Raw genomic sequence first — 14,514 nt, 5'->3', positions numbered from 1 at the left:
AGAAGGCAAAACAAAGGGACAAGCATTAGTTTGTATCATGAGAACGCTTGTAAACATTATTTACGGCATGATGAAGCACAAAACAGCCTATAAATTGCCGATAATAAAAGAGGAAGAAGTAGTTTAATAAGGTTTAAGATAGATTGCTTTTTTATTAGCGGATTTTAAGATTACAACATAGGGTACGGATAAAGTTGAAATAAATTATCCTTTAAGTTCAACAAATAAAAAGCATATTAACAAGCATAATATTGAATCTCTAAAGCAACAATCTAAATATTTATCCGACTCCCAATTAGCAGATAAATTAGAGTCTAGTTTCTTTAATCCAAAGTGGAGTAAAGATGACATAAATAAATATGCTGAAATTGCATATAATGATTTGAAAAGTCAAGGGAAAACAGGGAACCTGACATATGAAATAGGTGGAGAAATAATAGATGTATTTATTCATCCAGATGGTCAATTTGGTAGTGTTTATGGAAGACATAAATTTACAGTTGAGGATATTAGAAAAATGACTAAATAAGGTGGAAAATGATGTTCAAAATTAGTTTCAAAATATTTGAAAATGATAGTGTAGAGGAAATGGAGCTCAATGGGGCAGATGGATATCTCCAATTTGAAATTGGTAATGAAACTTATGGTATATTAATCCCTGAAGATATTGATGAGTTTTCAGTCTCTATTTATTGGTGGTTGTATTATTTTTTAAAAGCAGTATTAATTTTGAAAACTGAAAGCTATGTTTTAATCAGTGATATTGAAAAACCTAAGATTTGGATTGAACTAGTAAAAGAAAAAAATATAGTGAAAATAAGTAAAGTTACTGCTGATAAACCTGAAAGAAGTGGGGCAATAGAAACGAGAGAAATGCCTAATTTAATTCATCAGTATTGGAAAGATAAACAAATTAGTTATGAGGACTTCAAAACAGAAGTAGTAAATAAAACTAAGTTATATATTGAAGAATTAAGAGTATTAAATAATGATGTAAATAAAGATATTTTGAATTTGGAAAGTCTGATATTAGAAATTGAAAAATAAATTCTTTAATGTTCCTAATTTAATCAAACAGGGTGAGAAATAGTTTTTTACAAAAGATTTATATATAACCTGTGAAATTCGTTGGCACGTGGCTATAACAATGAATTATAATAAAAAACGCTCTTATGTTTACAGAATAAGATATACTTTAATTTGAATTAATAACTCATGAAGGCTAGACCATCAAGGAGTGCTATTTTAACAATTAAGCAATAAGAGCGAGAATAGGCGAGATGACAATTTATTTACAAGGACCACTTATGGATGGCATAAGCAACAAACACACGAGATTAAACAAGCTAAAGGGTTTAAACGTTATACTTGCCATGTGGTAAAAAAGATGTCATACTGTCAATACTAAACTAACTTATAAAACATATTAATAAACTTAATAAATTAATAAACTTAAAGCACTTGATTGTCTATTACAGGCGACAAGTGCTTTTTTGCATGTTTAAATACGTAAATTTAAAAGATTACCATTTAAGAGCATCAGTAAAAGTGTTCAAAATACGAATAAAGGTCTCATAGGCAGTGTAAAAGATAAAGTCAATAAGCAAGTCTCGAACGCGAAAACTCAGACCCAATCTAAAGTAGATGAAGTTAAACAGCAATTGCGTCAGCTGCGACCACCAGAGATGGAGTTAGCAGAGTGTAGACGTTAGACGCCTTGAGTATACAGGAACAGTAAGAAGAAACACAACAACTCCAAGTCCGAAACCATCTAATACCCAACCATCACAAAATGGCTCGAATAAAAAACCTGCTGAGGATAAGGGTACTGTTGAAAATAGTTTATCTAATCGGACAATAGAGAGTTTATAGGATAAAACTCAAAATGTTAGAGGCGATATTTACAGAGAAATAGAAAAAATAAGTAATTCCGATGATTTCAAAAATCTCTCAAAAACACAGAAAAAAACAAGCTGATAGAAAACTGGATAAATTAACTTATGGAAACGTTGCTGTAGCGTAATTAACCATTTTTGGTGTTAAAAAGGAATTTCAAGCGCATAGTCAAATCCATTCCTCTGATAGCATGGGTAGTAACTTAGGTGATTTACTTATTCAAAAGAAACAAAGTTGTTTGAAACCTATGTTGAAGATAGATTTCCTCGTCTTAATGATACTGAGGCTAAAATACTTGAAGATATTTCTTCCTAGATAAAAGGTCCTGATGTTTTTGGTAAAATAGATTTATATACAGAATTGGATGTGTCAAAGTTGTGCAAATTTAATTATGGAATGTAAGTTCCCGAAAATATGAGATAAGGACTGATAATATGAGCATAACAAGCTATGAAAGAATAAAAAATTCTATAATGTTGGACTTTGAGGAATATATTAAAGAAGAGGGATTAAATGTTGCGCAGGTTTCAGCGAAAATTTTAGAAGAAGATTGGAGAAGAGTAAATGTTAGTTTATTTACTAAAACTTTATATTTTGTTTCTATTGCAATAGAGAGTTTAAAATACAAAGAAATTGCTGATTTTGTATATTCTAAATTAGATAGTTACCTAGAGAATACTAAATTTGAAGAGACTGTAGATGAGAATGATGTTGAACAATTGTTGCAAGACATTCGTATTTGTAAAGGTTTAATCAAAAAAAATAATTATGATATTAGAGAAACTAGCGATTCTACCAAAGCAAGAGTAGAATATATCTTTCTACTATTTACAATTAAATTCTTTTATTAAAGTTAAGAATTCATTCGAATTGGAATTATTCCAATATTTGTATGATAAATTAGTGTGGTCCTTTTTACAAACTAACCATAGAAAGTAATAATTTATAGCACTTGATAATCTATAACAGGCGACAAGTGCTTTTTCTTATTTTTAAATAATACGTTTGTAAACATTCTTCATTTTTACAAGTTAAGATTTAATGGGGGAATTAATGATTAAGAGGAAGCAACTTTGAAGACGCTATGATTCCAGTGGCTATTGCTACATTGCTTATCTCTGGTTCTTCAACTTTTACAAATATAGACATAGCTAAAAAAGTAACCGGTGAGGTTTTAAGTGATGAAAATAATAAAAAACTTCTTCAATCTTGGCTGAATAATCCAAAAAGTATATGTACATTGGTTTTAAATTATCAAGGAGATGGGGCCTTTGGGCGTGGAGTAAAGAGAGGTTCTACAACAGTTGAAGAAAGAGATTTGCTTTAATAAAATAAAAGAATCATTGGAACATTATAAGGATATAGATAAATCAATTCTAGATGAAATACAGGAAACAATAGATGAAGTAGGTGAGAATATCTCTAATCCGTATTATAGTTTGGAAAAATTTAAATAGTCTGTTACTAGTGTGAATACCAAAAACAAAATTTACAATGGTTAAAATGGATCTTTAATTACTATCTTCCCTAGATTAAAGATATCAAGACTTAAATTTAAAGAAAAGTATACAATTGCTCAGGGGTACATTGATTAAATTTGGGGGTATCAGTGTTTTGAATCCTAAAGTTTCTTTAGAAGAAACTAATAATGAATTTTTATAGCTAGTGTAATTAATCCTGATTCGAAGCAAACCTTGATTGGCTATAAGCTTTTCAAGGTTTTTTAATTATACTGAAAACTGCCTAGAATTAAGGGGACTGTAAAAGAAATTAAAAATGATGGCTTGTATGTTCATGTGATATGGGACAAGTCTCAACATCCAAGTAGTATTAAAGGTATAGGCGTGAATTGGCTGGTTTCCAACATACAAGCAGCTAAATGAAAGAGAGGGAAAATATATGTATAACAGGATGTCTTGCGTTAATACGTCTAATAAATCTTTCAATTCTCAGATCGCGTCAACCACATCTTCAAGTGAATGCAGGATTTAATTATGACCAAAAAATCAGGATTGTTTGATGTAGAAATATCAATGAAAACCAAAGAACCTCCTTTATCAAAGAAAATAGGAATGTCAAAGCTGCATTCCCGGAAATAGCCACATAATTTATGACTTTTTATTTACTTCTAAACATAGACAATACTCTACTTTTTATGGCATATTTTTCTTGTATATGATAATATTATACCGTAACATGAGAAAAAAGAATTAAAAGCAAAATAGGTTTTAATAGTACAATAGGAGGGAGATTTATGAAAATAAGATTAGTATTAAGTTTGGCTTTAATTTTTATGATAGTATTATCTTCTTTAATATTTAATGTAGAAGCTAAAGCAAAATACGAAGGACGTAAGCCAGTAAGTGCAAGCTTTAAAGAAATTGTTTACTTAGAAGATAAAGGTTTATTACTTTATCCTGCAGATACATTTGATACTTTTGCTAAATTTACAGCGAGTAGAACTGAAACAATTTCAATGATAGCATTATCGTTAAATTTAGATGCAACTAGGAGAGATACTGTTTTTTTTGATATTCCTAAGGAATATGATCAAAGTGGTTTAATACAATCTGCATTTGAAAAAGGGATTGTCACAGGATACACGGATGGAACATTTAAACCTGCTGCATATGTAACAAGAGAGGAGTTAGCTGTATTTATTGATAGAGCATACGGAAAATATTTACCGAATAATGCAAAATTAGAATTTAAAGATGTGCCGAATACACGTAGTTCATACAATTCGATAAAAAAACTAGTTGGGGCAGGAATTGCAGCGGGTTATAGTGATGGAACATTTAAACCTAAAGGATTACTCACAAATGAAGAATTAGCAATTTTTATGTATAGAACTATTACGTATTTAGAAGGTAAAGGACTTGTGTTTAAGGAAGCATCAAATACTGATTATGAAGATTCTGGTATTAACTGGGGAATGTCTTATGATTCTGTATATACGTATGTGAAAAATAATATTACTAGTTCTACGGAGAACGCTAGGATTATTACAAATAGAGCAAGATATAATTTATCAGGAACAACGTATTACTTTTTTGATGATAACAATAGATTAAATTATTTTTGGCATGAATTTGATTGGAAAAATGAGGAAAATTTACCTAACACAGTACCTGAACTTCATAACATGTATGAAGAAAAAGTGATAGAGGAATTTGGTGTACCGGATTTAACAAATACAATCAATAATTCTAGTTTATTAACGTATTATTCTGCTTGGGATGAGGGTATATACTATGTAACATTAGAAACTACTAAGTATGCCGATGGAAAAGTTAAAGTGATAATGAGTTTTTTCGACAGCAAAAAAGATAAAGACTTATTTTAGGAGATAGAGCAAACTGCTCTATCTTTTTTTGTTGCCATGGCAAATGTCCACAGACATGCTACAAATAGTTTTGATGAAGTCATTACAGCTGGAAAATAGATCATTGGAGTGACATATGGGCTATGCTAGAAGGCTACAGAAGCTATTGAGGGTACAAAACAAAGCACTTATAACATGAAAATTTTACTAGGTTTGTGGAAGAATTCCACTGAGACGTTTCAAGGTTTAGATAGAATAGGTTTGTATCAACAGAAAAGTGATAAATAAGCGCACGTTTCCCACAAACATCGGCATGATAGTAATACGTACTTTTCGGAATATCAAGGACGTCATAAATTGCTGATACTGAATATTTGTGAGCGTTATTTCGAATCACATCTATTTTCGTCCCATGATCAGCGCTGCCTGCTTTAAAATATCATTCTCCATCAGTAAACGTTGGCTTTCTTTGCGTAATCGAGCTAGTTCGTTATCTTCTTCAGAGCGATTATCTTTGGCAGCGAATGAACCGGTTTCTTGATGGTTTTTAATCCAACGGTCTAAAGCTGAAAGCGTTATATCGTATTCTCTGGCAATATCTGCACGGAATTTTCTATTTTTCCAAAATTTTACTAATTGTAATTTAAATTCAGATGCAAAAGTTCGAGGTTGACTTGACATAGTAGCACGCTCCTTTAAGTTGGTAGTCTAAGTGTACTAGCCCTTATTTTTTATGTCCAACTTAGTGTAGCCGATTCAACAGGTAATGGAATTGAATTTTTAGTTGGTACGAATTATTCCATGAAGTACATTTTTGATTTAAAAGAGTGGGCTATTGAACTTTTGGAGGAAAATAATTTCACAAAAAAGCTTACAGATAATCAATTTATATTTATGATGCATCAAGGATATATGTTCTGGTTTTTTTATGTAAATGATGAGGACGATCCAGCGGTATATTGTTATGATGAAAGTGTAGAATTAGATGATTTTAATAAGGTCAGTGATACTTTATCAGATTTTTTAATCTCCCTATCTGATTGATTGAAGAGTCTGAATAATATACCTGACAATTATTTGATAATTTCAGGAAAGCTAATTTCAATTCGAGCGATAAAAAGTTTTAGTGAATAGAACTTCTGAATAAATAGGGAGGATACTTATGCGAAATTTGTCAAATGAAACGAGAGATATATTACTACAAGCAGGATGGAATCCCAATAATAAAGTTGAATTAACAGAAACAGTAAAGTTTTTAGAAGCGATGGGGTATCAAGTGTTTAATGCGGCGGTTGATGCTTTAAGTCAATTTGGTGGGGGTGAATATAAATTCAAGCATCCGGATGGAAGTTTGGAAACCTTTCATTTTAGCCCAGAAGAAGCTATTGGGGATTATTATGAAAAAGAAGACTTTGAGGAATTTGAGGTACGAGTGAAAGAGCCGCTCGTAGTAATTGGGGAAGCATACCGAGGGAATTTAATAATGTTTATCTCGATATCTGGTAAGGTCTTTGGGAAAAATGGGTATTCAATATTTAAGTTTGGAGATGACATGTTCGAGGCACTGGACACTCTTTGTTTATTTAGAAAACCAGCAGAAATAGCAAAATGAAGCTTTGTCACTCTGTGAATGGCGTTGCCAACATGAGAAAAGCTAGCCATTCTCTAATAAAACCTATCATCCTTTAATATTTTCTAAAATTAAGGTGTGTATACAGATAGTCTAGGAAATTAGTGTTATAGCGTTATATTAAACTGATCAATTATAATTAGATATCACCATAATAGACATTTTTTGAGTAGTTTATTAATAACCCTTAACTGGCTATTCGCCTTTCAAGTTTTTTTTTTAATGGAATTGTGGTAAAAAATAGAATATTTGATTCAAAAGCCATAAGGTCTGAACTGGGAGCATCGAGAAGTTGCTAGTGAAATAGTGGTATACCGTAAAAAGTTATTAGCTACTTTATAGTATGTTAGGTAGAGAAGGGGGACATGTAATCCTATGGTAGAAGTAAAGTTGAGAGAACGATTGTTTGCCACTTTATATGGTGGGATCATTGGTGATTTGATGGGCGTACCTGTTGAGTTTAAGAAGCGGGGGACTTTCCATGTAGAGGATGTGATAGGGTATGGTACTTACAATCAACCACCTGGCACCTGGTCAGATGATACTTCTTTAACGCTATGTTTAGTCGAAAATATGATTGAAAAAGGCGATACACGAAGCTTAATGGATAAGTTTGTACGATATATGGAGCAAGGCTATCTGACACCTTTTGGGGAAATGTTTGATATTGGTATTACTACTGCTGACGCTGTGTCTAGCTATAAAAAGGGAGTTTTGCCTGAGCATTGTGGAAAAACGGGCGAGTTTGATAATGGCAACGGAACGCTGATGAGGATTGCGCCTTTAGTATTTGTATTGATAAATGAAGGTGATTTTAAGGAAAGAAAAGCATTGGTTCAGCAATATACCATGATCACACATGGACATCCACGTTCAATAGTAGGGTCTATCATTTATATTGAGTTATTATTAAGCCTATACCGAAACAATTCGCTTGAGTTTGCACTAAATGAGGTATTTAACTTGCTGCAAAATAATCTACAGCATGAATTGTATACAGAGTTAAACGCCTACAGTAGAATTTTTGATGAGAACTTTTTAAGTATCTCTGAAGATGAAATTAAATCAAGCGGTTATATTGTCCACTCACTTGAGGCAGCTATATGGAGTGTTGGTCATGCATCTACCTTCAAAGAAGCTATTTTAAAGGCAGTCAATTTAGGAGAAGATACGGATACAATAGCGGCAATTACAGGAGCTTTAGCAGGTATGTGTCATCAAATGAACGGAATTCCAGAAGATTGGTTGAACGCAATAGTAAAAAAACAAGAGATTGATGATTTAATCGAAGCTTTTTATGAGTTTTGTTTGGCAAAGATATGAAAAATCTTCAAGAAGGAGGTGACAAAATGTCTCCTTTACATAATATTTTTACTGCCAATCCTCCCGCTAACGAGCATGAAATTTTGCTAATAGAACAGACAATGGCTATTCATCTTCCAGAGGAATATAAAAGCGTACTGAAAGAGTCCAATGGTTTTTCATTTACGAATGGTGTTTTCATATATGGTACCGAGGAAATAATGGAAAGAAATGAGACTTGGGAAGTGAAGGAATATGCAAAAGGCTATGTTGCCATAGGGGATGATGGAGGCGGAATGGTCTTTTTAATGGCGTTAGAGAAAGAAGCCTGTCAGGTTTTTGTTGTAGATGTTGGCGATATGAATCCGCAGCATGCTATATTGGTCTCTTCCCATTTAAACAAGTGGCTACAAGAGGGTTTTTTGGATTGAAAAAGTAAAAAATGTAGAAGCTTGTTCCTACCATTAGGAGCAAGCTTTTTCTATGTCAATCTATGGAGAACTAAGCAATTTCATTACATATTCTATTGTATTATTGCATTTTTTAGAAAATTATGTTGAATTATAGGTGAATGATGGTATAATCAATTTATAGTTACAAATATGGTTAATAATTCCTTATAACAGAGGTTTTATTGGATAATAATAGTAACTACAAAACTAATGAAATGGAGCGATTTTATGATTAACATGGTTCAATATTTAGAGCAACATCCGTCGTTGGTTACATTGTTAAAAGAAAAGAAAGCTTCTCTTGTTGGTGTTACAGAACTTGAACAAAAGGCAATTTTGGATTCGTTTGATGAAGATGTATGTTTAGAAAGCACAATTTGGTATTAAATTTTAATTATAAAAAGTGGTTTTGGCTTGCTGTAAGTACATATTTGGTAATTGGGCTTTATTTACTAAATGTTACATACAGCAAGCCTGTTTTAAGTATGGATGTTCAGAATGAGGATGGACAATGGATTTTAATAGAGCCATATTATAAGGAATGGGCTGAAAAACATAAAATAAAAAAAGGCGATATTATTTTAGAAGTTGATGGAAAACAGATTGATAGTCTTCGTGATTTAAAGTACGAACCTGTAATTCGTGCAGCTAGAGAATTGAAAATAATGAAAGATAATGGGGCTGTTATAAACCTAAATATTAAGTTATATGATATACCTGAACAATTTTTTTATGTTTTAATAGTTCCTTTTTGTTACTTCCTTCTTACATTATTTATCACTTTATATTTATATTATAAACAAAAAAATACAATTCTCTTAAATTTATTGATTCTTTTTATGTTAACTGTTTCCTTAGCTTATGTTAGTAGTGGAGCATCCGCTAGGTTAAATCTATTAGGAATAATAATCAATCGAAGCAGCATGCTACTTTGTTTAGTTATACTATTACACTTTTTGAAAATATATTTTGAGTTTATGGATTTAAAATGGTTGTTTACTAAAAAAATTAATTTGTTTTATACTATTCCAATCGCAGGTGTGATACTAAGTGTCTTTAGCAATCTGTATCCATCTACTCATTTTGAAAATTCGTTCATTGTTTTAAGCCTTTTTTTCTTTTTATTGCTGGTGATTCTAGGAATAATAATACTAGGATACATCAAATATAAAACGCCACAATTAAAAATATTGTTAAGTAGTATTATCATTCCATTTTTGCCGTTTTTATTTCTTTATGCACTACCTGAAATACTATTTCATAAACAATTATTAGAAGCTGATATATGTTCTTTATTTCTAATGCTCATTCCATTAAGCTTCTTATTCACTCAACTCACAGAACGTATATTTGATATGGAGTACTTTATATCGCGTATACGCTATTATTTTAATTTCTCATTTGCCTTTACTATTTGGCTTTTGGGTGGTTTGTACTTATTGACGGATTTATCGATTACACGTATGACGGAGCTTTTCTTTTTTACGTTTCTCTCCTTAATGGCGTTGTTTTACATTAAAGAGCGGGTTGATTATCGTAAGCGAAAGATTTTGTTTTCTACAAAAGGTGACTATATCCATCGCTTATATACTACCGTCGATAGTATAGGGAGAGTTGTAAAGATTGAGGATTTATTGGAAAAGTTTGTCCAGGAAGTGGTGCTCCAGCTTGAAATGGAAAGTGTTTATGTTCTCACGTATGATTTTCAAACACATCAAGTTACATTAACGAACAAATCCAAGGAATACAATCAACATCAAATTGATGAGGTTTTACTTGAACAATTAGGTTTAGGGGATATTAAAAAAACAGATCATTTCTATATAGCCTTTATTCACCAGGATACAAGTTATAAACGAATTCTTGTTGTGGATCATAATAAATCTATTTATTTGAAGGATGAGGAATTGCTATGGCTGGAATTGTTACTGTTATATTTAAATAACTTTATTGAAAATACTAAAATGGTCGAGGATCTATTAGATCAGTTAAAGCATATGAAAGAGGCTGATAATCGGCAGCTGCCGTGGCTTAATAAATTACTTTGGCTTCGTTTTGAGGAGGAGAAGTATCAGTTAGCCCAAGAGCTTCATGATACGATTTTACAGGAGCAGCTTCATATCGCAAGAGAAATGGATGTCCTGATACACATGAAGGATTCAGAAAATTTTTCAACTAAACTTGGGAAGCTTCATGAGCATATGATTACCTCCTTAAATGATTTACGAGGATACTGTGAAAATTTAAAGCCTCCTTTATTAGATACATTGGGCTTAAATGCTGCACTTGAGAAGCTTATTCAAAAAGTTCAAAAACGGGCAAACTTCGAATTGCTTTATACGATTGATCGTCTTTATTTAGAGGATGAACGTTTAAATTTAATGATTTATCGTTTGTTTCAAGAATTATTAAACAATGCATTAAAGCATTCCTATGCCAATGCAGTTACCATCCATTTACAAAGCACGGAAGAAGGCTTTGAGGTTCTGTATAGCGATGATGGTGTGGGGTGTAATTTAGATGATATTATACTGACCGAATCCATGGGCATTCAAGGTATGCAAGAGAGGGTTCAGGCGTTTAATGGGAAATTCGCATTAAATAGCAAAGTAGGAGAGGGAATGATGATTCGTATTCGCGTAAGTGAAACTCAATATCCATATCCTTATGCGTATAGCACGTTGAACCGACCGACTTATATGATTCGAGGATAGCCCGATGAAGCAGAATACGCTATATGCCTACAATTTTCACCTTTTAATCGCATCATAATTTTTATGAATGTAGATTAGAAGGCTTTTGTTTTTTGAGCATGAAATAATATCAAAATATTATTATTGTAGAGATAGGAATACAGGAGAATATACACTTTTTTGAATTCTTTCCCCTGAATAAAGGAAATCAGGGAGATGTGGCCGATATAATTCAATAGAAGGATTGAGGAGGTCAACTGATTTGAATAAAAAATTATTTTTAACAGCAGCCGCAATACCCGTAGCACTTATTGTACCAACTGTTGCAAGTGCAGCGGAGACGGTGACGGTGACGGGACAAAATATTGTAAATGAAACATTAACGGTTCATCAATTACCCAATAATGCCATAGTCAATGCCTACCAATGGTATTATCTAGAAAAAGTAGCTAGTGAAGATGGTTCAAAAACGTCCACGAATAAACCGATTGCAGGTGCTACTTCTGCTTCGTTAAAGGTGCCCGTAGAAGCAGCGGGTAAAACCATTTTTGTGGAAGCTACTACAACTGATGGAAAAAAATATCAAAGTGAACCAAGAACCATTAATCAATTGGATCTTGCGATTACAACGCCTACTTTAGAGGGCTTTTCGACTTCAGATTTTGTTGCACCTGGCGAAACGGTGAAAGTAGCTGGTGTTACTGTAACGGATAAGGCAGGAGCGAAATTAACAAGCGGTCAAATTACATATAGTTATCAATGGTTTTATCAACTAGGTGAGGGTGAAAATTCCTTCACTATTATTGAGGGAGCTTCAGGTAGCACTTATACTATTCCGAAAGATGCCATAGAAAAGGGAATCAAAGATATTATTGTTAAGGTAAAAGCTCAGGTAGGCACTTCTTTTGTGGAATCTCCACGTTCTGAAGTGATTTCTATATCCAAAGAACCAACAGATACATTAGCAAATGATATTAAAAATTTATTAGTGAATGATAACAAATACAATGTTTCTGATATAAAGTCGTTTGAGGAAAAAATTAAGGCATTAGAAAGTAAATATCAAGCATTGTCAGAGCCTGCTAAAGGGAATGTATCAAATTATGCTGTTCTCAAGCGAGCACTTGCAGATGTGGACCTTATTAATAAGTTAAATGAAAAAGTGGACAAGGTAGGGGGAATTAGCGACAAAGATTTGCCTGCCTATATAAAGGAAATTGAAGCGGCCTACGATAAGTTCGATTTATTACAACGTAGCTTGGATGTCAATGATGCTTTATATACTAGCATTAAAAACCTTTTAAATGAGCCTAATGATCTTGAGGAAATAAAAGAAGTCAGAAGACTAAATCTAGCAATCGTTAATTTACTTTCTTATTCGAATGGCATTTCACAGTATGTTCCTTCTGATAAGGATTCCTTACAGGGGGTCGTGAATACGATTGAGGCAGATATTGCTAAATTATCACAAAATTATCGTGGAGCTGTTCAAAACCAAACGATTCTCAATGAGGCTAAAGCCGATATTAAAAAAGTGGAGCAATTTATTAAATCATTTGATAAATTATCTTCCAATAATACGCCAAATAAGCAGGTAACGGTTGCCAAGTCTATTCGTTCTACCTATGAAAAATTAACGTATAAACAATTAAAATTAGTGCCAGACAAGTATGGTCAGCTTTTAACGGCAGCTGAAAGTGCGGAAGAAAGTCAAATTGCTACATTAAACAATGATATCGATAGCTATATTGGGGATGATATTTATCCAATCAATCCATCTGCTAGTTCTTGGCAAAGTCATGTCAACAATGTAGCCCGCATGGTAAAAGAATATAAGAGCTTAACAAAAGCATCAGCAGCCCAAATAGAAGGGTATGACAGCCTTGTTACTTTACAAAAGGATTTAAAAACGGCTGAAAAAGTGATAAAAGATATGGATGCTTATCAAAAGCTTTCTGGCGTAACTGGTGTAACTGAAAGCAAACTGAATTCAAGCTATACGAATACATTAAAAGCTTATAATAAATTGACATCTTTACAGCAATCGCTTGTCTATAATGCTCAAGAGTTTTTACTCAATACGCCAAAAGTTTCTGTTGATGGAAAAGTACCGGCTGATAAGGCTGCAGCAGAGGCTTTGAAAGCAGATATTGCTAAATTTGCGGATGTCACTAAATTTACATTCAATCAATTAGAAAAAGCAGTTGATACGGCAGCGCAATCCTATAAAAAGCTGTCATCTGGTGCAAGAAAGTATGTCACTAATAATTATTTACTAACTGCTGCTCAGAAGGATATTACAGGTGTCAAATCATTCTATAAAAAAATTCAAACCGCTAAAGAAGAAACAGATGCGGCGAAACAAGCAAAAAAAATAGAGTCTGTGCAAAAAGCATATGCTAAATTACCTGCTAATCAACAGCATTTAGCAAAAGAGCAATACGAAGCACTGTTAAAGAATCAAATTATTGATGAAAATGCACCAAATATAAAGCAATTGAATGATGAACTAGCTACTATTGTTTCAAATGATCAGTATTTAGTGTCGATTGATAAAATTAATACTTTGTCTAAGCAATACAGTAGCCTAAGCTCAAGTGATAAAAAGCTGATTACGAATTATGATATTTTAAAAGCAGCAATCGCAGATGTGAAAAAAGCAGAGTCCTTTATGAAGACCTATGAAAAATCATTTAACAGTAACCCAAGCACTGTCATTAAGGCATTTGAAAAACTTACATCTAAGCAAGTGAGCCTTATTCCTTCAGATACCCAAAAATGGATTAGCGAGAAGCAACAAGGTCAACAGCAAACGAATGAACAGGCTTTGACATTAATTGAATCGATCAATTCTCTCCTTGTTAATGGTGAGTATATAGCTGGTCTAGAGGATAAAGTAAAAGATATTCGTACTAAGTATGATGCCTTGAGCGCTCAAGATAAAAAGATTGTCAAAAACTATTCGAAGCTTACACAGGCCGAAAGTGATTTGAAAAAGGTAGCCGACGTCCATGCATTGTACAAGGTAGATGGTGATGAGGCGGCTCAAAAAGCCTGGCAATCCGCTTATGGGAAGCTTTCCAAAAAATTAGAATTACTTTATAAAAACATGTATCCACAGGATAGTAAATGAGGTAAGCCCCGAGAAACTCGGGGTTTTTCTGTATAGATTTTTTATTTGTCTAGTAAATTGGTTGTCCGCTATACTATGAACAG

Annotated in this window: 13 protein-coding genes; 12 read left to right on the top strand and 1 reads right to left on the bottom strand. The window is 32.8% G+C overall.

The genetic code is table 11. The features are described from left to right. The first annotated feature begins 382 nt into the window (after nt 1-382). The 5 genes from KVT27_RS11945 (at nt 383) to KVT27_RS11925 (ending at nt 5,242) form a co-directional block, all read left to right on the top strand. The gene (locus KVT27_RS11945) at nt 383-529 is read left to right on the top strand and encodes a hypothetical protein (RefSeq protein WP_217581341.1); all 147 of its coding nucleotides are present in this window, start codon (nt 383-385) and stop codon (nt 527-529) included. Nucleotides 530-540: 11 nt separating this feature from the next. Further along, nucleotides 541-1,047: a hypothetical protein gene (locus tag KVT27_RS11940; RefSeq protein ID WP_217581340.1), complete on the top strand. Its 507-nt coding sequence runs from the start codon at nt 541-543 to the stop codon at nt 1,045-1,047. Nucleotides 1,048-2,330: 1,283 nt separating this feature from the next. Beyond that, nucleotides 2,331-2,747, top strand: a complete 417-nt coding sequence (locus KVT27_RS11935; RefSeq protein WP_217581339.1) for a hypothetical protein — start codon at nt 2,331-2,333, stop codon at nt 2,745-2,747. A gap of 233 nt (nt 2,748-2,980) precedes the next feature. Beyond that, a complete protein-coding gene (locus KVT27_RS11930; RefSeq protein ID WP_217581338.1) occupies nt 2,981-3,223 on the top strand; it encodes an RNase A-like domain-containing protein in 243 nt (80 codons plus the stop codon). Between the two features lie 927 nt (nt 3,224-4,150). Beyond that, complete coding sequence (locus KVT27_RS11925) at nt 4,151-5,242, top strand: S-layer homology domain-containing protein (RefSeq protein WP_052059875.1); 1,092 nt, start codon at nt 4,151-4,153, stop codon at nt 5,240-5,242. A gap of 378 nt (nt 5,243-5,620) precedes the next feature. Here the strand turns inward: KVT27_RS11925 and KVT27_RS11920 are convergent, their stop codons facing one another. Further along, complete coding sequence (locus KVT27_RS11920) at nt 5,621-5,902, bottom strand: IS3 family transposase (protein WP_036149019.1); 282 nt, start codon at nt 5,900-5,902, stop codon at nt 5,621-5,623. Nucleotides 5,903-6,022: 120 nt separating this feature from the next. Between KVT27_RS11920 and KVT27_RS11915 the strand changes: the two genes are divergently transcribed. The 7 genes from KVT27_RS11915 to KVT27_RS11885 all read left to right on the top strand — a co-directional run bounded on the left by KVT27_RS11915 (nt 6,023) and on the right by KVT27_RS11885 (nt 14,431). Then, on the top strand, nt 6,023-6,265 hold the full coding sequence (locus KVT27_RS11915) for a hypothetical protein (protein WP_225316141.1): 243 nt from the start codon (nt 6,023-6,025) through the stop codon (nt 6,263-6,265). A 118-nt stretch (nt 6,266-6,383) separates the two neighbouring features. Next, complete coding sequence (locus tag KVT27_RS11910; RefSeq protein ID WP_208705691.1) at nt 6,384-6,833, top strand: SUKH-3 domain-containing protein; 450 nt, start codon at nt 6,384-6,386, stop codon at nt 6,831-6,833. Nucleotides 6,834-7,226: 393 nt separating this feature from the next. Beyond that, the gene (locus KVT27_RS11905) at nt 7,227-8,174 is read left to right on the top strand and encodes an ADP-ribosylglycohydrolase family protein (protein WP_217581337.1); all 948 of its coding nucleotides are present in this window, start codon (nt 7,227-7,229) and stop codon (nt 8,172-8,174) included. Nucleotides 8,175-8,200: 26 nt separating this feature from the next. Beyond that, nucleotides 8,201-8,584 carry an SMI1/KNR4 family protein gene (locus KVT27_RS11900; RefSeq protein WP_208705695.1) on the top strand — a complete coding sequence of 128 codons (384 nt, stop codon included), beginning with the start codon at nt 8,201-8,203 and terminating at the stop codon, nt 8,582-8,584. Nucleotides 8,585-8,833: 249 nt separating this feature from the next. Next, entirely contained in the window at nt 8,834-8,992 is a 159-nt protein-coding gene (comX, locus tag KVT27_RS11895; RefSeq protein WP_036149013.1) for a competence pheromone ComX, read from the top strand. After that, complete coding sequence (locus KVT27_RS11890; protein ID WP_051998124.1) at nt 8,965-11,319, top strand: ATP-binding protein; 2,355 nt, start codon at nt 8,965-8,967, stop codon at nt 11,317-11,319. The genes comX and KVT27_RS11890 overlap by 28 nt, the downstream gene beginning before the upstream one ends. Before the next feature lie 241 nt (nt 11,320-11,560). Next, nucleotides 11,561-14,431, top strand: coding sequence for a hypothetical protein (locus KVT27_RS11885; protein ID WP_217581336.1), 2,871 nt, complete (start codon nt 11,561-11,563; stop codon nt 14,429-14,431). Nucleotides 14,432-14,514 lie beyond the last annotated feature (83 nt).

The sequence above is a fragment of the Lysinibacillus sp. GbtcB16 genome (assembly GCF_019091145.1).
Lineage (GTDB): Bacteria > Bacillota > Bacilli > Bacillales_A > Planococcaceae > Lysinibacillus > Lysinibacillus fusiformis.
The sequence above is the reverse complement of the archived record's forward strand: the minus strand, read 5'-3'. Positions and strand labels throughout refer to the sequence as shown.